This window comes from Klebsiella sp. CSG-1, from assembly GCF_056521145.1.
Window position 1 is genome coordinate 1 of sequence record NZ_JBWNLD010000001.1, and the last position, 18,560, is coordinate 18,560.

22 protein-coding genes and 1 pseudogene are annotated in these 18,560 nt (G+C 53.8%); all 23 read right to left on the reverse strand.

What is annotated here, in order from left to right; genetic code table 11:
• A pseudogene (locus AC007G_RS00005) lies at positions 1 to 543 on the reverse strand (hypothetical protein); the annotation flags it as partial.
• Positions 544 to 629: 86 nt separating this feature from the next.
• Complete coding sequence (locus tag AC007G_RS00010) at positions 630 to 3,113, reverse strand: host specificity factor TipJ family phage tail protein (RefSeq protein WP_237183874.1); 2,484 nt, start codon at positions 3,111 to 3,113, stop codon at positions 630 to 632.
• The gene (locus AC007G_RS00015; protein ID WP_237183873.1) at positions 3,100 to 3,495 is read right to left on the reverse strand and encodes an NlpC/P60 family protein; all 396 of its coding nucleotides are present in this window, start codon (positions 3,493 to 3,495) and stop codon (positions 3,100 to 3,102) included. The genes AC007G_RS00010 and AC007G_RS00015 overlap by 14 nt, the downstream gene beginning before the upstream one ends.
• The gene (locus tag AC007G_RS00020; protein WP_479466503.1) at positions 3,492 to 3,962 is read right to left on the reverse strand and encodes a hypothetical protein; all 471 of its coding nucleotides are present in this window, start codon (positions 3,960 to 3,962) and stop codon (positions 3,492 to 3,494) included. Before AC007G_RS00020 ends, AC007G_RS00015 begins: the two co-directional genes overlap by 4 nt.
• Positions 3,962 to 4,438, reverse strand: coding sequence for a hypothetical protein (locus AC007G_RS00025; protein ID WP_237183871.1), 477 nt, complete (start codon positions 4,436 to 4,438; stop codon positions 3,962 to 3,964). Before AC007G_RS00025 ends, AC007G_RS00020 begins: the two co-directional genes overlap by 1 nt.
• Positions 4,439 to 4,479: 41 nt before the next feature.
• Positions 4,480 to 7,890: a tape measure protein gene (locus AC007G_RS00030; protein ID WP_459673238.1), complete on the reverse strand. Its 3,411-nt coding sequence runs from the start codon at positions 7,888 to 7,890 to the stop codon at positions 4,480 to 4,482.
• A 71-nt stretch (positions 7,891 to 7,961) separates the two neighbouring features.
• Positions 7,962 to 8,468 (reverse strand): hypothetical protein, encoded by a 507-nt coding sequence (locus AC007G_RS00035; protein WP_459673240.1) that lies wholly within the window; start codon positions 8,466 to 8,468, stop codon positions 7,962 to 7,964.
• Positions 8,469 to 8,573: 105 nt separating this feature from the next.
• Positions 8,574 to 8,972 carry a lipoprotein gene (locus AC007G_RS00040; protein ID WP_479466504.1) on the reverse strand — a complete coding sequence of 133 codons (399 nt, stop codon included), beginning with the start codon at positions 8,970 to 8,972 and terminating at the stop codon, positions 8,574 to 8,576.
• Between the two features lie 62 nt (positions 8,973 to 9,034).
• Positions 9,035 to 9,730 carry a DUF6246 family protein gene (locus AC007G_RS00045; RefSeq protein ID WP_404695322.1) on the reverse strand — a complete coding sequence of 232 codons (696 nt, stop codon included), beginning with the start codon at positions 9,728 to 9,730 and terminating at the stop codon, positions 9,035 to 9,037.
• 60 nt (positions 9,731 to 9,790) lie between these two features.
• Complete coding sequence (locus AC007G_RS00050) at positions 9,791 to 10,555, reverse strand: immunoglobulin domain-containing protein (protein ID WP_032688523.1); 765 nt, start codon at positions 10,553 to 10,555, stop codon at positions 9,791 to 9,793.
• A gap of 59 nt (positions 10,556 to 10,614) precedes the next feature.
• On the reverse strand, positions 10,615 to 10,836 hold the full coding sequence (locus tag AC007G_RS00055; RefSeq protein ID WP_404695321.1) for a hypothetical protein: 222 nt from the start codon (positions 10,834 to 10,836) through the stop codon (positions 10,615 to 10,617).
• A 2-nt stretch (positions 10,837 to 10,838) separates the two neighbouring features.
• Positions 10,839 to 11,222: a phage tail termination protein gene (locus AC007G_RS00060; protein ID WP_404695320.1), complete on the reverse strand. Its 384-nt coding sequence runs from the start codon at positions 11,220 to 11,222 to the stop codon at positions 10,839 to 10,841.
• Positions 11,219 to 11,587, reverse strand: coding sequence for an HK97 gp10 family phage protein (locus AC007G_RS00065; RefSeq protein ID WP_142983143.1), 369 nt, complete (start codon positions 11,585 to 11,587; stop codon positions 11,219 to 11,221). The genes AC007G_RS00060 and AC007G_RS00065 overlap by 4 nt, the downstream gene beginning before the upstream one ends.
• 171 nt (positions 11,588 to 11,758) lie before the next feature.
• Complete coding sequence (locus AC007G_RS00070; RefSeq protein WP_404695319.1) at positions 11,759 to 12,121, reverse strand: hypothetical protein; 363 nt, start codon at positions 12,119 to 12,121, stop codon at positions 11,759 to 11,761.
• A 2-nt stretch (positions 12,122 to 12,123) separates the two neighbouring features.
• The gene (locus tag AC007G_RS00075; RefSeq protein WP_135721531.1) at positions 12,124 to 12,444 is read right to left on the reverse strand and encodes a hypothetical protein; all 321 of its coding nucleotides are present in this window, start codon (positions 12,442 to 12,444) and stop codon (positions 12,124 to 12,126) included.
• Positions 12,445 to 12,446: 2 nt separating this feature from the next.
• Positions 12,447 to 12,617 (reverse strand): 50S ribosomal protein L13, encoded by a 171-nt coding sequence (locus tag AC007G_RS00080; RefSeq protein ID WP_135721532.1) that lies wholly within the window; start codon positions 12,615 to 12,617, stop codon positions 12,447 to 12,449.
• Complete coding sequence (locus AC007G_RS00085) at positions 12,617 to 12,997, reverse strand: DUF7370 family protein (protein WP_135721533.1); 381 nt, start codon at positions 12,995 to 12,997, stop codon at positions 12,617 to 12,619. Before AC007G_RS00085 ends, AC007G_RS00080 begins: the two co-directional genes overlap by 1 nt.
• Positions 12,998 to 12,999: 2 nt before the next feature.
• A complete protein-coding gene (locus AC007G_RS00090) occupies positions 13,000 to 13,239 on the reverse strand; it encodes a hypothetical protein (RefSeq protein ID WP_114266151.1) in 240 nt (79 codons plus the stop codon).
• A 32-nt stretch (positions 13,240 to 13,271) separates the two neighbouring features.
• The gene (locus AC007G_RS00095; protein ID WP_224262248.1) at positions 13,272 to 14,327 is read right to left on the reverse strand and encodes a major capsid protein; all 1,056 of its coding nucleotides are present in this window, start codon (positions 14,325 to 14,327) and stop codon (positions 13,272 to 13,274) included.
• Positions 14,324 to 14,785 (reverse strand): hypothetical protein, encoded by a 462-nt coding sequence (locus tag AC007G_RS00100; RefSeq protein WP_015584745.1) that lies wholly within the window; start codon positions 14,783 to 14,785, stop codon positions 14,324 to 14,326. Before AC007G_RS00100 ends, AC007G_RS00095 begins: the two co-directional genes overlap by 4 nt.
• Complete coding sequence (locus AC007G_RS00105) at positions 14,785 to 16,155, reverse strand: hypothetical protein (protein WP_032717052.1); 1,371 nt, start codon at positions 16,153 to 16,155, stop codon at positions 14,785 to 14,787. The genes AC007G_RS00100 and AC007G_RS00105 overlap by 1 nt, the downstream gene beginning before the upstream one ends.
• 17 nt (positions 16,156 to 16,172) lie before the next feature.
• Positions 16,173 to 17,069: a phage minor head protein gene (locus tag AC007G_RS00110; RefSeq protein WP_233429578.1), complete on the reverse strand. Its 897-nt coding sequence runs from the start codon at positions 17,067 to 17,069 to the stop codon at positions 16,173 to 16,175.
• A 31-nt stretch (positions 17,070 to 17,100) separates the two neighbouring features.
• A complete protein-coding gene (locus AC007G_RS00115) occupies positions 17,101 to 18,552 on the reverse strand; it encodes a DUF1073 domain-containing protein (RefSeq protein WP_154970836.1) in 1,452 nt (483 codons plus the stop codon).
• Between the last annotated feature and the right edge of the window lie 8 nt (positions 18,553 to 18,560).

Genomic DNA, 18,560 nt, shown 5'->3' on the forward strand with positions numbered 1-18,560 from the left:
CGGGGCATACGAAGCCAGTAATATTTTCTGCCCTACAAATCCTGGAGCAATAGTTCTTAATGCAGCAAAAGAGCTGACCTGACCAACCAGTTTGAAGCCTTCGCCTGAACCCAGGTTTTGGCGAAGCGTATCGCCATCCATCAGAACGAAGTGGGTCACATCATTCGCAAAACTGGTTGCGTCGGTACCTGTCGTAGTAAATCCAACATCCGTGGCGGCATTCAGTCGGTAATACTGGTCGTTATACCGGATGTACTGGTTACGGGCGCCGAACTGAAATGGTCCGTCTTCATAGTCGCCGAGGAACACGTAACCGGATGAAAGGAGGAACTGCTGGAACTGGTCGGCCCTTTCTTGCTGCGCAGCATTGAACTGGTTATTTCGCCCCGTATTGGTCAGGTGTTTCACATCAAGGCGATCAGTATAGAAATCGCCAGTACCAGTAACCTCTTCGTCCAGCTTCGCGCCGGCAAATACCGCATTACGAATATCAGTACTGGGTACCGGGACCTTAGTCGGGGTTGGGAGTGGAACTTCTGCCATTGTGCATGTCGCCCTATAAATGGCGCACGAAACCCTCAGAAATGAATCTGACGGTGTGCGCGAAGGTTGGTTATTGCTGCTGTGTGTTACGGATAAATCGAGTCTGAATATTCAGAGAGGGTTAATGTCTGAGTGTCGTCGCCATTTGGTTTGGCTGTTTCAACACGCCAGATGGTGGAATTAAGTTCTGTATCGGTGGCGATGAAGTAGCGGCTCGCGTTCTGCACCGTCGTCCGGTCGTAAATGTTCAGGTCGAACGCATCCGCAGCGGCCTGAAACGCTTTGGGCTTCCCGGTTACGGGATATGCTCGCCAGCGCCCGCGGTAATTACCGAGGCTATCCGTCATCACCACCCACATATCGCCGAGAGAGAAGTCGATACGTTCTGACGTCGAAAACACATCCCCGCTGCGGGCGGTGATATAGCCGTTCTGCTGCTTGTTGTCGTACATATCCGGGCATTGCACCACTGCGCCGCGGATAACCTGCGTCGATTCCAGAACTTTAACCGTCATACCGACGCGCGAGAGCAGAATGCGGCGCGCTTCCAGCCACGCCCGGTCCTCCGCCTGCGTTTTATTACGACAGCCATCAAGGCTGATCTGCAGCGCGTTGATGGTCGCGTCCTCGACCTCAACAATGCCGCTCTGGTCAATCTGCAGATAGATGTACGACTTTTTATTGGTGAGCGGGTCGACATAATCCAACGTGACGCCGTCATAGCCGCCCGGCAGTGACATAGTCCATGTGACCTTATACTCGTCCCAGAACATGTTTGAGCGCGCAAAAACAGCATCCGGATTCACCACTTTCTCATCACGCCAGAATGTCAGCACATCGCCGATATTGTTCCCGTCTACGCGGGCAACATTGCAGATGGTTTTGATTCGCTCGCCAAGGGAAAGCTTTTCATCCGAGAAGGTGTAATCGAAGTAACTCAGTTCCGGAACGGTTATCGAGTCAGCAATGGCGTACAGAGTCGCGACATCGATGCTCGAAATGTCCTGCTTACCGATGACTATCCACTCGTGCAGAGCTGCATCAGCAAACGAACGGCTCGGCCGCAGCGTATAGTCAATCTGACCGGTTGCGCGGTCATAACTGATGGTATGGCGCTGGGCGAGCATATTGTATTTCTGCTCGCGGTTGCTGTTGCTGTTATTCGGACCCTTTATGGTGACTTTGGCGATCGTGTCATCCGGGTAAACTACGCCGGTACGCGTGTTGACCGCATGAATCGCCATCAGCGTCACGACATTACCGTCGTTGCTGTTATCCAGGCGCTCAATCGTCACAGCGTACCGACCGGCGCCGGCAGCCGGGGTATATTTGTGTGATGTGCGGAAATACCGGGTTGTCACCTGAAAGTCGTTATCGAAGAAATAATCGTACTGCTCGGAAGTGCCCGGTATCTGGTTGTTGCTATCGTCAACCTTCCAGAACCTGATCCGGTACCGTGACGTGCCGGCAGTTGCTCCCAACTGAACCATGACGTGCACCCAAACCTGCGATGACTCAATCGGAGATACCGACGGGCCAATAACCAGTGGCGTCTGGTCATTCAGAGTGAACAGCGTCAGGTTGATGGTTGCGTCAGCCGGCAGCGTGGTGATCTCCCCGGTCATATCGCCAAGATAAAACGTCGTATATGACAGAGTATCTGTACCGATGAAGCTTTCCGAATAAACAATGTTTCCGCTGCCGGTCACATTACGGGTTACCGGGCTGCCGCCGGCGTTCCAGGTCGCATTGATAACAAAAGTCACCGGGTGAGGCACTGAAAGCGCGGCGAAATAGGAGAAATTATCGTCATTAGACAATACGGTCGCTTTGAGCTGATTGCTCTCGATCGCCATTGCCGTCGGCGCTGAAGTCGTCGCAGTCTGCGCCGGAAAATCCTCGCTCTCGTTCAGGCCGGGGACTTCTTCGTTATCGACGTCGTCAAACTGGTAGCCGACATCGATACTCCCGATCGTCACGCCCGGGTCAAACGTCTGGTAGCTAGCGCCTGCCAGGCTGCCGAGGTTTGATTCTGAGTAGCGCACAGAGGAAATCGTGTATTTCCCGTAGCCGACCTCAAACCATTCAGTGATGTATTTGTTGTTGTCGATAAACTCAAACAGCGCCTGCTGAATCAGGTCCGGAAAGACGCGGCACTGACCGTAAATATTCGGACGCCCCTTGTAGAGCCGCGCCCGGTTGGTTTGCCCTGTTGCGTCGTTGTTCGGTGATTCTCCGGTTGAAATAGAGGGTGATGATGCAGTCTGTTGCCCGGTGATTCCCGCCAGTACCTTCTTGGTGAAGCGGATCGGGTTAAGGTGCTCAATCGGGTTAAGAAGCGTCTTTATCAGGCCGCCACCTTCTGGCTGGTCAAATACCGCAACGACATCGCCAGCGCGCAGCGGACAGGACAGGTCAAAATCATCATCCAGTTTGCGGCCATTGAGCTTAATCACGACATTGTTATGCAGCTTCAGGCCGTCGAGCAAGTTCACCAGAGGCGTGCCAGCCTCGGCTGTGCCGCGTTGCTTGGGAGCGCCCGGCAGGCGCTGCAGCTCATATCGAACCATGCACCAGATACTCCACTTTGTTATAGATTTTCTGAAGGATGACGGTGCTGTCCGTGCGGACAAAACCGAACTCGCCGCGGGAGTGCAGGCACTTCCCCGGATTAATCATCACGCCGACGTGCGCCGGCTGATTGCCGTAATAGAACACCGCAAGGCAGCCGGAAACCGGCACAGGAACCCGGCGCCAGTGTTCGAGTTCTTCTTCGTAGCATGTGATGAAATCTGAGCCAGATTCGTAGCCGGCGACGTGGTGGAGCTCCAGCCCCAGAACGTTCCGGTAATACAAAACCACGAGGCCCCAGCAATCCATTTCGTCAAACGTGCAGGCGCGATTAGCCCAGGGCTTGCCATTAACCAGCCCGATAAATTCGCTCTGTGTCATACGGTAATCAGCCCAGGGTAGTCTTTCGTGTTGTAAATGATGGGGTTGGCCAGCGTCAGCGGGTTGGTCTTGCCAGAGTTCACTGTGACGTTGCTGCCGTCAGCGCCGACGTCTTTCACAAACAGCGACCACGTCTTCATAGGCGTAGCGTCACCGATCGCATTCCACTGCTGATATTTGCAGGTTATGGGCGTCATGCGCCCAGCGCCCGTCCAGTTCTTCAGCGTGTTCCTGACATCCTCGGCGCCCTGCAGAAAGGTGATAGCCATTGTGATGATGGCCGATCCGTCCTGTGTGGGCTCTACAATGCTGAAGGCCGCCGGCTGGAATACATTCCCGCCAAACGACGCTTCACGAAACAGCTTATTGACCACACGGTAGTAACCAAACGCCGGGTGATAAAACTCGACGGTCTGTTTGATATCGCTCGCCGGTCGGCGCTCTTTCCACTCTCGTAAAGTCGGCATTAATCAGCCCTCGGCATAACGGCAGTGACCAGATAATCCAGCCAGTAGCCGTAGTTCTCTGGCGCCTCGACGATCCAGTCGTCGTAGTCCTCGGTGATGTCCTCGATACCGTTGCAAATGACGCTGGCGGTCCAGATGACGATATTGCCGTTTTTACTGGTCTGTACCGGCATGCTGATGAAATGCAGGGTCTGCAGCTGCACGCCCTGCGTATCGCCGAGGTCAATGCGCATCTGGAACCAGTTACGACCACGGTCGCAGTACGTCGGTGAGCGGAGCCACGATTTAAAGCGCTCGGCCTGCTGCAACGTGAATTTCCACTGCAGAGACCAGGTCGATTTAAGGTCGGTGGTTAGCGGCGTGAAGATAGCGGGACCGACCGCCGGCTGCGTTGTCTGCCACGCAGTATCCTGCGTCATGTTCTGGTCTGCACGCTGAGGAAGCGGCAGCATATCCGGGTATGAAACTGTTGCCACGTTTCCTCCGGGCAATAAAAAACCCGCCGAAGCGGGTTGGTTTAGTAGTCGCCTGATGCCTGCCGGCGGAGGCCGTAGGTCGATTCCATCTGTCCGGACATGGGCCCACCATTCTGCAGGTCAGTAACAAACGTCTCAATCAGCAACTCGCTACCGTTCTGAGTGCTGCGAGTGTCAACCTGCACGCCGCTGGCGTAGTTGTAGACGTTATTGGTCACCTGAAGCGATCCGCTGCCGCTGCCCTGCAAATCCTTGTTGCTGATAACAGAACCATTATCACCGGGGATCATGTACTGGCTGCCATTACTGGCCTTGTAGATTTCAGGCATGCCGCCTTCGCCTACCTGGTACATCGAGCCCGCAGAGACTGGCCCGCCGTTTTTACGCTTACCAGCCAGAGATGACCCTACAGCAAGGGCAGCAATCAGCGCGCCCAAGCCAATCACTGCCGCGCCACCGAAGGAACCGATGGATGCAACCAAGGCGGCCGGAGTCCATGCCGCTGTAGTCGCTGTCGCTGATGCTGCACTGGCTGTCGTGGTGGTGGCCAATGAACCGACCTGCGCCGCAGTCGTGGTAGCGATTGCTGCATTCTGAGCCGTTGCCCCCATGATTGCGGATTTAGCCTGCTGGATACCCATTTGCACGAACGTGTTGATCACATCGTTCAAAATGGTGTTACCGATCGACTGGAGCGCATCAGAGGCTGACATGCTGCCGGTGATTATTCCGGTAAGAGCATTAGATGCCTGGGCACCAAATGCATCGACCGCAGCACCCAGCGCCTCATAGCCCACACTCTGCTGGGTAAACAGAGCCCATTGCGCATCCGTCCTGGCTTTTTCGTACTGCATATCAGCTGCATTTTTCAGCATCAGGGCCTGGCTGTGAGCAATAACACCTTGCTGCTCATACTGCTGAATTAGCGCAAGTTGCTGAGCATGCTGATTAGCCAGGTTCTGAACCGGATCCACATCTCCAGCGGCCTGCTGCTGCGGTGTTACAGCCTGTTGAGAACGGATTTTCGCGAGATTAGCCTGGTGCTGAGCCTCCAGTTGTTCACTGGTTTGATCGTACTGCTGCTGGGTTATTTTTTTTGCGGCCAGTGCAGTCTGTAGGTCCTTAACATCCTGCGTGTAAGATGCGTTTTCTCTGGCTTCAGGTAGCAGTTTTTCAGCCGCAGCCTGAGCCCTGATGGCGTTAGCAGTATCCCACTTTTTAGCCGCATACTGGCCAGCAAGTGCGAGCTGTTCCTGAGTAGCCCCCTTACCGAGCGAAAGCTGAGCTGTCAAAATGGCCTGCTCTCGACTCAACTCCTGAGTTGAGTCTGCAGCCAGTTCAGATTGCTGCTTGAGGTCGGAAAGTTTCTGAGTTACAGATTCCTGCTGATTACCAAACTTTTTAGCTTCTGAAGCCGCTTCCTTGGTCGCTTTCTTATTGCTTTGCTGGGCCTGTTGCGCATCATATTCAGCAGCCGCCCTATCTCGAGCAAGGTTAACATCTGCCTCTGATCCACCTAGCTTCCTGATGTCCTGCTCAGCCCTTAATTGCGCTCGCTTCCTGTCATTAAGTTCGCTCTGAAGCGTTACCTGATCCTGTAGCTTATCCAAATATTCCTGAACATCTTTCGGGCGCTCAACCATGAGACTGCTGGAATTAAATTTGTCTTTTGCCTTGGAAGCAAAATTAATCATATCTCCCAATTTGCTCATCATGCCGGCAGCAATTCCCGCTTCCTGCCCATCCCTGCGAAGCAAATCAATGCCTTGCTTCATAGTTCCGTTTAGCGTAGCTCGACCAATATTGATGGCGTTTTGGGTCTGGCTTAGTCTGTTCTGCGCCTTCTCAAGTTCAAGGGTTGCTATAGCCAGATTATCCTGCGCTCCGCCAAGAGCCTCGGCAGCCTGCCGACCTCTCGTTGTATTGGTACCCCAGTTTGCAATTTCTCTTTGTTGGCGCTGGACCGCAGATGTCGCGTCATTGAATTCCTTTTGTGCGTCAGATACTGCGTCACTCAATTCAGGCAGACTCTGACTTAATTTCCCTATCGTCGCCGCCAACTCTGTATGCGACATCGTCTGGAATTTGGAACTCAGTTCGTTAACGCTATCGGCAAGAGCATTAGCGTCATTCCTGGCCTCTTTTGCGCGCTGTGAAAAGTAAAGGATTGCACTAGCAGCAAGCATTGCCGCTCCGGCAGGCCCACCAATTAACCCGAGAGCCCTGCTAGCCAAGCTGGCACCAGATGAGAGGGCCATTTGAGCAGCCCTGTTTGCCGCCAGTGCTCGATTATAATTATCAACCGCACCGGCAGCCGCAACCCTGGCAACGGACAAGCGCTGTTCAGCTGCCGCAGCGTTGGTCTCGCTGATAGCAGTAAGCCGCATCATTTCTGCGAGCCTTATCTCATCTAAGGCCCGTTCTTTTGCGACCGCTGCAGCCCTGAGGTCTGCCGCTGCTTTATTCGCGGCAGCCTGAGCTGCTAATGATTCTTCTGCTGAAAGCGTGCGAGATGCGGCAGCTGCTTTGATTTTAGCCGCAGTGGCCATAGTTAAGGCGCCGACATACCGACTCCCAAGAATAGCCGCGACACCAGTCAGCAACGCGCTCAGTCCGCCAATATTTTCACTGATGGTGACGACTGCATCACTGAAAATTGCCGCGCCTGTTTTAACCGTAGAATTTTCACCAAAAAACTTAGTGATGTTGTTGCCAGCAACCTGAAGAGCCTGGCTGATAGTCGTAGTGGTGTTGGCAAATTCAGCACCGATTACACTCCCCTGGGAAAGCAGGCCGTTAACCACAACATCTGTCGTTAGCTTGCCCTGTGCCGCCATGTTGCGCATCTGGCCGATGCTGACCCCCATAGAGTCAGCAAGAGCTACGATAAGGCGGTTACCCTGCTCGTTTACAGAGTTGAATTCCTCACCGCGCAACGCGCCAGAGGCCAAGCCCTGAGATAGCTGAATAATGGCATTTTCAGCCTCTTGTGCCGTTGCGCCCGAAACCACAAATCCCTGATTGATAATCGTGGTTAATTTTGCCAGATCTCCAGCGCTGGTTCCGTATTGCCTGGTGGCTCTCTCTAAACGTGCATATAGGGATGCAGTAGCATCCAAGCTGCTGCGAGTCTGCTGCGTGATGTTGAAAACGCGTTCGGTTACATCAGCAAGTTGTTCAGACGGGCGAAGGGAGTTAGATAATTTGTTATTAACCGTGGCCCATGCATCAGCATATTCAGCCACTTGCTGGACAGAAAGAGCTGCTGTCAGTGCAACCGCAACACGGGACAAGCTCGACATCGAGCGCTCCGTGGTGTCAATAGAGCGTGATGTTTTATCAAAACCACGCTCCATCAGATCCAGGCGCTGATTTACACGCTGCTGCGAAGTCAGCAGACCGCGTACATCCATCTCAATATCGTAATAAATGCCGCCGGCGTTCTCTGCCATTTGCTTTTCTCCGGGGATTAAAAAACCCGCCGGAGCGGGTTGATAGAATTCTATGAGTTCGCGTGAAGGTACTACCCAGGATAATTATCTAAATTGAACTTAAACTGTTTTTTCCCTTCCTGGTAAAATTCAGCCTCGATAATTACTTGCTTATGAGATTTAATGTTTTTTATGAATCCAGAGGGTGCTGAGAAGAAAATCACGTCAGCGCTGCCATCAGCAGCTTCATTCATTGAATATGTTTTTATCTTGTCTTGATCGAACTTAACTGACACATGGCAACCATCATACGAGTTACATAAAAACTGGCCTTTACTTATAAGTAACAGCGCCTCTGTTGGCATCAACTCCTCCGGCTTCTGACCCTTTTTCAGAGTAGTCTTTTTGGAGCGGAGGACAATTGACAACTCAGATCCTCCATTATAAGGAAAATCAAAATCGACAGAGTTTTCGGAGTCAAGTGTTAGGAATTTCTGAGCTGTACCCCGCATTTCATCGTTTTGATATGAAGGCGTCCAATCTTTTGCGTGTGTGCTAAATGCAACCAAAGCTATTGCTGCAAAAATAAATTTTTTCACATCCCTATCTCCATTGGTTTATTTTGGAACAGATTAGCAGGGGTGTCTCAGGATTCAATGCAACCAGAAGCAAAAAACCTCACCGAAGTGAGGTTATCTTTGTGCTTAGTCGGCCCAGCCTGTCTTTGTGTTAATGGCAGATTCAGCCATCGTATACTTCGCCACAACATCATCCTTAAACAGGATCGTGAGCTCTTTCTTTGTCCCGTTCGTACCGTTATGGAAAAGCCCATAGAACGGAATGAATGAGGTGCCATTAACTTTCACTTTAGCGAAGGAATACTTCCAGATTTCATTACCGCCGTCGGTATAAGACACGTTATCAGGCGATCCGAAGGTGTTCTTAACCTCTGCCTTGGTGGTTTTCCCTTCCTGCAATTTAGATTGCACACTGGTTTCAGACTCTTTGCTGAGTTGCTGGTTTCCTGATGAAGCACAGCCAGCCAGAGTTAAAGCAATCGCAGTTGCGATAAAAATTTTCTTCATTTTGTTTAGCCATCCCATTGGTATTATTCTGGCTAATCCTAACAGGGTTACTACTGCTAACAAACTCACAAATATAGTCGTTATTTCGCTCTATCCTGAGCCATCATCGCCTGCCAGCGGCGATCGTCTTCGTCCATAACAGCATCGTATTCGTCCCTGGTGAAGCCTTTCTGGTTCGGGTATTTGGCGTTGAGCATCATCGCGAATTCCGTCATCGTCAGGTTTTCGGCCTCCTCCCGGCTTATGCCGAAGTGGTTGCGGGCCGCCATGATGTAATCGGCAGCGCGGAATTCCGAGGTAGTTTCGTTGCTTTCATGGCGCTGCAGCTGGCGAATCTTCGCCTTGCCTACGATGCCGTGCATCATCAGGTTTTGCGCGACGATGACCATGCTCTCCGGCGGCATGTTGCCAGGGCGCCAGACGAAGCCACGCTTACGTGATTTCCCCGGCTTCATCCAGCCAACCAGATCGCCGATATCATCGTCGCAGCACGCGGCAAGCACCGTATGCGCCGCCATGATGGCTTTGCGGGTCAGTAGCCCGCTCTGGATATATCTCAGCACGCAATCCGGGAGACGGCTGTACTCGTCGTGGATATAGGCCTGTGCTGCGCGCTGTACCAGTGGCGTCGCCTCATCGTTGCACAGGTCATAGAACGTCTGGACGATTTCAGCAGGCTCGCCGATGCGCGCCATGTTGCGGAATGACGGCCGGAAAAAGAATTCCCGGTCATCGGCACCGATAACGCATTCGCCTAATTCTTTAATGGGGGTCATAGTCGCTCCATAAACAGTATCAAGGGCGCCGGGACGCCCTTTGTACTATTCACGATGTTGTTAGCTGATCGTGACCGTGCACGCCACCGAGGTAATTTTGACTGGCGTCGCTGAGGAGTCGGTGACCTCACAGGTGTAAACCCCGGCGTCTCCAGACACGGCGCTCGCTTTGTTAAACGTTGCAGTGGTTTGCCCGCTGACGACGGAGCCGTCTTTTTTCCACACGTAGGTGTATGGAGACGTGCCGCCTTCAACCACTACCGCCATGTTCAGAGCAGACCCGGTAGCGACACTTTTGGTGGAAGGAAGGTTGGTAGTGAACGCCAGTGCCGGCGGAGCGACTTCAAACACGACAGTGTCGGCGTCGTAGACCTTCCACTCACCGGAGAAGGTGGAAATATCGGACGTACCAAAATCACCAGACCATGAAGTGGTGTTGAAGTACCCCATGATGTAGGTTCCGGCGTCTTCACCAACAAAGTCGAAGCGAACCCACAGCGTCGGCTGGCGGCCGGCCTGCACCTCATCGAAAATATACTTCGAGATAGCAATGGCGCCGATTTCAGTCGTTTTATCCTGCTTACGGAATTCACCTTCACCGGAGATGGTGAAATCCATGTTGTTGACCAGGTTCTCAACCAGCCCCTTCGTATCGTCAGCCTCAGAGGTAACGGTATTCATGGAATAGTCGAAACCTTTCGTGGTTAGCGCGCCCAGGCGTTTCCATTCGGAAAGGGCCGGAACGGTATCAGCGCAGCCCATAGCCATGCGTAGCACGGCCACCTTACCAATCAGCTTGCCGGTATCATTAGCACAGCCTTGCATGTGTACCTCTCAAATAAAAAAGGCCGCCAGATGGCAGCCTGTTAGTGATTTATTGCGATTTAAGCCGCCCGGGCTTCTATCCGCTGAGTGTTTAGCGAGAGTTCTCTACGATGCGCCGCATTAGAAATGTCTTTGTCAGACGTCGTCAGCATTCGGTCATGAGCAATTAGCCCAGCAGTTCTGGCGGCAAGCCTTTCTCTTTTTCGAACAATTACATCCGCATATTCGTAATGAATTCTCAGCACTTTCTGTGCATAGGATGCATCGAAGGGATAAATCATGTTTACTCCCCGTACGTGCATGATATGAGCAGCCGGGTTACTAACCGGCCCTCTTCGGTGGTGATCGGCGCCGGGACATTACCGACAATCCGTAGCGCGCCTACGCAATCATCGGCGCCGGATTGCGCGCTGATGTACTCGACAATGGCGTTTACCGCGGCGTCTGCAGCATCGGGATTCGCTTTGGAGGAAACAACATCGACCATCACATACCAGTCGCCACCGCGGTCGTACTCAATATTGGTACCGCCGGAAGGCCGGAACACGATGAACTGGTCGGCATCTTTCGCGGTATCGCGCCATTGCCGCCACTGGACCTTAAACCCCGCCGTCAGCTTCTCAGCAACAAACAGGTCCTTCAGGCGCATGTACATAGCCGGGGTCATAGGCTCAGCTCCTTTTTCACCACCTCATCAATCTGACTGCGGGTATCCTCGAAGCCCTTCGTTAAGAACTCTTTTCTCGCCGATGCGCGCCTGAAGGTCTGCTTCACCTCCGGGTCGTGTACGAACACGGCATAGTTAGCCGTATAGCCAGCACGCCCAGTAATAAGAACTCCATTGACGATAATTTCACGGAATTGGCTATTTATCAGGGTGGACGTATCTATTGCGGTATAAATAGCAGCCTGAGCACTGCCAATTAGCAAAGCCGACTGCAACGCGCGCACCACCTTGCGTCCCTGCACGTCCTTAATGATGCGGTCGAGATTGGCCTTAGCCTGGCGGATGCCGCGAACTTTAGCGCCCATAAGGTAACTCCAGACGTGAAAAAGGCCGCCGAAGCGACCTTATGTTTTGATGCTGAGTGAGCAGCCCTTTGCGTATATGGCAATGGCTAATTGCTCTCCCTTTAACACCCCGCCCGGGATGACTACGCAACCCTTGCAAACTCAGCAAACCCACTATAATAGAGCCATCATCTATACGCCAGTAAGGATGGCATAGTCATCTGCAAGACGCTCGAACGTATCGGCGTAGCGAATAACCTGCCGTATCTCATCGGCCTCATCCGGCGGGGCAGTATCGGTTGACGCACCAATAAGGATGTAATCTCCCTCTTTTGCCTCTGCGTATTCACTCCATATCGTGTTTTTAACCACGATTTCCCGGCCAAGGTCACCGATTTTTGCAGAGAGTCCGCCCTGATAATCACAGAGGATAGCGATCGGTGATTCCCATCCGTACGGCTGACCTCCGCCGTCGGTATCGCTACCGTCAGCATCGCGTATGCGCCGCCAGATTGTCGCTGTCGCCGTGTAAGACCACGAAGCTATCGAGCTCAAGGTTACTCCCTCCGCTCATCACCGATCCGCTTTTTAAGCAGCCCCGCCACGTCGATGTCGATATCGTAATGGATAGGTCCAACGTGGATTGCTTCTTTCAAACTGACCCGGTCAATCTCAAACCATTCGATATTCAGCGCATTGACCTGCTGGCCATTCCCTACAGGGACAAAAAGGCCAACGGGGTCGCCGCATTCGAGTTGCAAGTAACGCTCGATAGCGATTGGGGCAACCACTGATTCGCGAAACGTCCTGACCTCACCGTCAACGCGATAAATCACCGTCACGTTTAACGCACCAATCATTCTTTTTGCATCCGCCATTTTCACTCCTTCCATCGCAGCACGATTGCGCCTGTAGCCTGTATGCGAGGACAGTTAATCATCCACTGCCCGGCGCCGTTAATGTAAGCCGTGGTCTGCTGGCCGGTATCGGTCATGACCCACACCCGGGTGAACGTGCGCGGCAACCGCTGCTGCACTGAAATCCAGGCCATCAGCAGCCACCGACAACGAGAAAGATCCCCACGCTATTGCCAGCGCTTATTGGCAACTTACTGGTGCAGCCGCTGGTATCAAGCCGGGCCAGCGAGTCACGCAGCCAGGTAATCCCGTCCTCGCCGTAGTCGAACGAGCGCGATGCCCCTGATGGCGCCCCCTGCGATTTTATTCGCCGGGCGCCGGATGACGTCGCCATGAGTGCAGCGGCATACATCAGGATGAGCTTTGCGCTGCAGTCGTCATATCCCGCTCCGTCGAGGCACGGGATAATCTTGTTCACCACGCAGAGAATCGGCTCCAGCAGCGCACCGGGTATGCTGTAACCCAATTCACCGAGGAACGCCTGCACGTCTGCCGCTGTGATTGGGTCAGCCATGGTTATTTCGCCTTCTTCGATTTGCTGGCAGATTCTTCCTGCTGCTCTGCCTGCTCTGCAGCATTGTCGCCTGGGGTGGCTACTTCCAGCGTTTGATCTTCCACTTCGCCCACTACCGACACACGGCCAGCAAAAGCTGCAGGAATGTCCTCCGCAACGAATTCGTGGCCTACAGGAAGTTGCTGGAAGACACCATCAATCATGCCCCAGCAGCCGGTTTTCTCGACCTTTAACGTTTTCATGCTTTCTCCCGAAGAAAAGGGGCCGAAGCCCCTTAACCCTGAGCGTTGAACACTTTCGAACGACCATTGAAATCGCGCTTAATCTGCAGACCAACAGCACTCCAGACCAGAGTGTTGTAGTTATCGAACGGATTCTGACGCGGGATCATGAAGGTACCCACCGGCGCGGCGATGCGCGTCTTGATGTACTGCGAGTTGCGAACGTACGCAATGAAGTGGTTACCGGTCAGCTTAAAGGTCTGGTTGAACGACTCGATGCGACCATAGCGCAGGATGTATTCCAGCACGGTGCCTTCTTTGAAGCCCGCGGCATCGGAATACGGTCGGTTCAGGTTGCGCATGATATCCGGGGATGCCCACACCTTTACCTTCTCCTGAACGTAGTTATCGTCCAGCAGTTTGGCGAACGGACCTGTGAAGAACGCTACTGATTCATCAGGAGTCGAGGTGGTCAGGTCGATATTCAGACCGGATGCACTCAGATCCACCTGGTTGGTGTTGGCGTGATTGGTGATACCGGCGCCGACATAGCCTTTAACTTTCACCTTCGCATCGCCTGAAAGCATGTAGTCAGCCATGTCTTCACGGATAGCCGCAACGTGCGCTTCCTGGTCGTCAGCCATCGCGTCGAGGTTTTCCGACTGCATACCGTTCCACTCACGCCACTCACGGCTATAGCCAGTGTTGAAGATCGGCACCGGGTCACCCGCTTCGTCATAGATGACCTTATCCAGCTCTTCCGGAACGTGACCTGTCAGGGTTCGGTGAACCTTGCCCGCGTCGCTGGAAACGCGGTAAAGAGCAGCCGTCTTACCGATAGAGATCGGCGTGCCGAGCCCCAGCAGGTCATCCAGCAGGCCGTTACCTTCATCATTGCGGAATACACGGGTGGTAATATTGTCCACTTCCCGCCAGTAGTCTTTGGAGATCAGCGCAGCCTGGTTAACTTCCAGCGCGCCGCCGTACTGAGCGGTGATGGTGTTCTGATTGACGTTGAAGGCCTCACGTTGCATCAGCAACTGATTCCACGCCTTCTTGATCTGGTTATGTTCGGTAACCAGCTTTTTGTTAAATACGATCATGCTCATGCGGTAGCTTTCCCTGATTTGCGGACTTTCACGAGCTGGGCTTCCGCACCAACAGTGATTTTCTCGCGTGAGTAGAACAAAACTACGTCGGTAGTCGGCGCAGCAGATTTCTGGAGCGTGCCATCACCGGCTGACACAAGACCTTCATTCTCAAGCAGCACCTGAGAAGCCTTGACCAGCATGTGATAGTCGACATCGTCTTCGCACATGATTGCCGCGCCAGTATCACCGGCTGGTACAGCGTCGCGGATATCACCGCCACCGATGTAGTTGTGCTGGAGAGCGAGGGCAACGCCTGCGCCGCCGGCCGTAGCATGCACGGCCAGTTTCCCGGTGCTGTCCAGCATCACCAGGGAACCAGGCTTCACAGCGGCCGCCATGATGGCTTCGATGACCTGCGGGTCATTTTTACGGGCCGGGCCCGCGATTACTGTATGGAAACGAGGTGCAAGAGCCATTATTCAGGTGCCTCCATGTTAAGGATTTCGCTCTGAGCGCCATTACCCTGAAACGCAGGGTTAAGACCGGTACTGGTCTGGCACTGCGAGTACATGTCGTTCAGTGCATCACCAGCCAGCGAATTGATCGCCGCTTCAGTCATGAACGGGAATTTCGCTTTTACCGCTTCACGCTTAGTTTTGAGGTCTTTCTCAGCGTTGGCCTGCAGTTGGGTTTTCAGCGTGCCGATTTCGTCGGTCAGCGGTTTAATCGCCAGATTGACCGCCGCGGTAATCGCTTCGGAGTTAATCTGAGCCTGACCAGGGTCGCCGCCACCGTCTTTCTTCTTCATCTGTTGGTTGTAGGCATCCCAGACCTGATCGTCGGTCAGCCCTTCGGTTTTTACGCCTGCGGCATTGAGCGCGGCGATCATCTTCTCTTTCATCGGGTTTGTTTCTCCGTTGGTTTTGACTTCGTACTCAGTGGGTTTGCGCACGACTTCTACTGGGTCACCGACCAGGGTCACTACCTTGTCAGTGATGAGGTACTTCTGATCGAGGAGTTTCGGTTTGGCGCCGTCGCCGTCTTCTTCGTAAACGAAATGGTCAGGCCAGACGCTGACGACATAGCGCCATTTTTTATCGTCCTGCTTGATGGACATCCGCAGCGCCTGGTAGATATCGTCGAATGACATTTCGGAAGCGTTGCTGATGAAAAACTTAACCCTGTCCCACCAGTTATCCTTCATGTTATTAGCGGCTTCGACGAGGCTGGCGGTTTCCACTTCCCCCTCCTGCCCGTCGGCATTCACGAACATGCCTACACCCTCTGCTGGGGTACCGGCGCCCGGCTCGTCCAACAAGATAGCGATGTGGTCAAACTGCATGTTCCTGGCAATCCACGAGTGTTTCTTGCCCTTCGACTCACCGGACTTTTTCTCTTTGTTGGTGAGCAGCCCGGTAGAAAGGTGGATCGGGTCGGTGTTTGTGCCAGCGATCATCTCGTCGAGACGGTTAATCAGGCGCTTACCATCAGGCTTTGTCTCGGCGACCGCCTTATTGATGTAGACGTCCATGACGACCTGATCGCCTGACTTACTGACGTTCTGCGCCCATGCGCCTACGTGATAGGTATTGATGGCTTGTGGGTCATTAGCGCTGACATACTTGCCATCTACCATCGGATGCGGCAGAGGCATCAGCTTGCCTTCCATCGTCTGGTAGCTGTTGTTAATCTCCTCGGCCGGATAAAGCCCACCATTCATCACGATGTCATCGACGATCGGGACCGCACCACGAATGACGTAGTGTTCCTGGCCGTTGAGGGTTGTCATGGAGATGTTGGAAGCGTTGATGGCGAGGGATTTAACGTGGATGCTGGATAGCTTCACGCTGCGTCCTCAGTTGTTCAGGCCGCTTTGGGCCACTGTTCACGTTCTTTCGCCAGCTTCTCAGCCAGCCGTTTGTTAAATATGCTGCCGTCGTCGTTGAGCAGAACCGGAATCTGGCCGCAGTAACAGTGATATTTGTTGCCGTCGCGAGAGTAGAACTCCCTGACCCATTCAGTCGTTTTGACTTTTCCGTGTTCGGCTGCATGCCACCACCTGGTCGTTGGCTTTAGCGCTGACAGCCATAACAGGCCAGTCTTAAGCCCCAACCTGTCGGCCGCCCAGTCCGTTTCGTTCCATTGCGCCTGCCGCAGCGCTCCTACCTGCTCAGTCTGCGCCATGTTCTTGGCGCGACTCATTGAGACATCGAGGCGCTTGCTTATCACCTGCGCCGTTTCGCGCGGATTCACGCCCCGGCCAATCGAATCAGCAATGACGTTTGCGAGGTCGCCGCGCGCCCGGTCGCTTTCCAGTTTCCAGTCGCTATACGTGCTGATGTAAGCAGCGGCAATCTGGTTCTGGTAAGCGGGGCTGGATAGCAACATCTGCAGCGTTGTCTGGCTGGCGTAGACTGGCGACTGCTGAGACAGGTTGTTGAAGGCTTCAAGCGTGCCGCGCTGCGCCTCTTTGGTGACATAGTCCATCGCCCAGAGGTTTTGCTCGCCACCTTCCAGCAGGTAATCGTCCAGGATGGTCTGCACGATGCCCAGCAGGTCGGCCATCTCCTGCGGCGACATGTCGTAGATGAACCGCCCGGCATTGACCTGGTAGAGCGTCTGGTCTTCGCCATTGACGTGGCACAGGAAGTGCCATTTGTGGCTGTTAGTCTCGCGCTCTCGCCCGGTAAGTCGCTGGTCGAAAAGAGCCTTCAGTGCAACCTTTATCGCGTAGTAACGGTCCTCGATGTCGCGTTCCATCTTACTGACTGCTTTGCGCGACATCGTGGGGTCAACTTTCGACCGTGGTATCACCGGACTTTTCGGCTTCTGGCTCTGGGTCGGCCAGAGGATCAGGTTTTGGTTTGCGGTCATCAGGCAGCATCTCATCATCAAGTTCAGGCAATGGCTGGAGTTCGCCTGCCGCGCGGATTTCGTTCTCAGTGATTGCAGAACGGCCAAAGGCATTCGTCGACTTCACGGCAACGTCAGCGAGCTTGTCCATGTTGGCGATCTTCTCTGCCTGGCTCGGCGCCAGCAGATCTGACCATCCGACAGAGATTTCCTCGGCCTGTGCGGGAGGGACAATGCCAAGTTTCCAGAAGCGCGAAACCACATCCGTGATCACGTCGGTAAGGAAGCCATTACGGCGACTCATGCGGGTTTTGGCCCAGTCCTTAGCGTCTTCCGTACTGGCTCTCTCCCCAGTCTGCATACCGATCAGAACTTTAACGGGGATCGGCACGGTGGCGCAGAACTCATTAAGCGCCGTTCGCCACGTGGGTTCCGGGTCGGCCACTGCCACTGAGAGCACGCTGGCATCGCCTTCCTGCATCATGACTGCGCTGTCGGTACTGTCATTCAGCCGACGTACCTGATCATCCATCGCATTCGATAGCTCGGCCTCAGTTACGCCGAGTGCTCGTGCCAGTTGAGCGAAATTCGTCTTGGAGCTGAAGTTGAAATTGAGCTGACGACTGGCATTTTTAAGAAACCCCTCCGCCCCGCCGCCGGAAACCTTTTCGAGGTCCAGGAGCTTGTTAAAGCCCTCTTCCAGCATCGAGCGCCCGGAAGTCATTGAGCCATCATCGGAGCCTTCAGCCAAGATAATGACGCGATCTGGGTGAACGTTGATTATGCGGCCGGGCCGGGCGTCTTTGTTGTTGCCCACCGACAGCTCAATGAACGAGTACATCGTCACATCGCCGAACGTCTCACTTTCTGGGTCGCTATCCCATTCAATGGGCTCAATTTGCGCTTCCCATGCGGGAATGAGTTTTACCAGCGCCTTTTCCGCCAACCGCCCAGCGACCACGGTATCTACCGGTTCACGCCACGGCTTGCTGTCTTTAACCTGAATCAACAAAGCTGAATATCGGCCGACCAGGTTACGGCGGTCAGCGCCCTTAATCTGCTTCCAGCAGCGCTTGAGCAGCTTGTTAACCCGTTTGTCCCACGGCGTTTGTTTGGTGGCATCTTTGGTTTTATCGCCCTCATAAATCTCCGGGAAATCCTCCCAACAGCCATCGACCATGCGACTGACGGCCGCGCCAGCAACAGCATTGCGGCGACATGCCCGGTAGAAATCCTCAAAGCAGAGATCGACGGGGTAGCCGAACTCCTGATATAGGCGCTGGCGCTTCGTATTGCTGGTTCCGTTGAACAGCGATGACAGGTAGTTCCGGCGTTCTTTCTCAAGATTGGCATTCGAGGCGCGCTCTTGTTTCATTTGGCTTTCGTTCACTTATGTCC

What these genes read in the sequence shown, in the direction of transcription:
- AC007G_RS00010 (WP_237183874.1), bottom strand. Translation starts at nt 3,113, where the DNA reads ATGGTTCGATATGAGCTGCAGCGCCTGCCGGGCGCTCCCAAGCAACGC.
- AC007G_RS00015 (WP_237183873.1), bottom strand. Translation starts at nt 3,495, where the DNA reads ATGACACAGAGCGAATTTATCGGGCTGGTTAATGGCAAGCCCTGGGCT.
- AC007G_RS00020 (WP_479466503.1), bottom strand. Translation starts at nt 3,962, where the DNA reads ATGCCGACTTTACGAGAGTGGAAAGAGCGCCGACCGGCGAGCGATATC.
- AC007G_RS00030 (WP_459673238.1), bottom strand. Translation starts at nt 7,890, where the DNA reads ATGGCAGAGAACGCCGGCGGCATTTATTACGATATTGAGATGGATGTA.
- AC007G_RS00040 (WP_479466504.1), bottom strand. Translation starts at nt 8,972, where the DNA reads ATGGGATGGCTAAACAAAATGAAGAAAATTTTTATCGCAACTGCGATT.
- AC007G_RS00045 (WP_404695322.1), bottom strand. Translation starts at nt 9,730, where the DNA reads ATGACCCCCATTAAAGAATTAGGCGAATGCGTTATCGGTGCCGATGAC.
- AC007G_RS00050 (WP_032688523.1), bottom strand. Translation starts at nt 10,555, where the DNA reads ATGCAAGGCTGTGCTAATGATACCGGCAAGCTGATTGGTAAGGTGGCC.
- AC007G_RS00055 (WP_404695321.1), bottom strand. Translation starts at nt 10,836, where the DNA reads ATGATTTATCCCTTCGATGCATCCTATGCACAGAAAGTGCTGAGAATT.
- AC007G_RS00060 (WP_404695320.1), bottom strand. Translation starts at nt 11,222, where the DNA reads ATGACCCCGGCTATGTACATGCGCCTGAAGGACCTGTTTGTTGCTGAG.
- AC007G_RS00065 (WP_142983143.1), bottom strand. Translation starts at nt 11,587, where the DNA reads ATGGGCGCTAAAGTTCGCGGCATCCGCCAGGCTAAGGCCAATCTCGAC.
- AC007G_RS00075 (WP_135721531.1), bottom strand. Translation starts at nt 12,444, where the DNA reads ATGGCGGATGCAAAAAGAATGATTGGTGCGTTAAACGTGACGGTGATT.
- AC007G_RS00080 (WP_135721532.1), bottom strand. Translation starts at nt 12,617, where the DNA reads ATGGCCTGGATTTCAGTGCAGCAGCGGTTGCCGCGCACGTTCACCCGG.
- AC007G_RS00085 (WP_135721533.1), bottom strand. Translation starts at nt 12,997, where the DNA reads ATGGCTGACCCAATCACAGCGGCAGACGTGCAGGCGTTCCTCGGTGAA.
- AC007G_RS00090 (WP_114266151.1), bottom strand. Translation starts at nt 13,239, where the DNA reads ATGAAAACGTTAAAGGTCGAGAAAACCGGCTGCTGGGGCATGATTGAT.
- AC007G_RS00095 (WP_224262248.1), bottom strand. Translation starts at nt 14,327, where the DNA reads ATGAGCATGATCGTATTTAACAAAAAGCTGGTTACCGAACATAACCAG.
- AC007G_RS00100 (WP_015584745.1), bottom strand. Translation starts at nt 14,785, where the DNA reads ATGGCTCTTGCACCTCGTTTCCATACAGTAATCGCGGGCCCGGCCCGT.
- AC007G_RS00110 (WP_233429578.1), bottom strand. Translation starts at nt 17,069, where the DNA reads ATGGAACGCGACATCGAGGACCGTTACTACGCGATAAAGGTTGCACTG.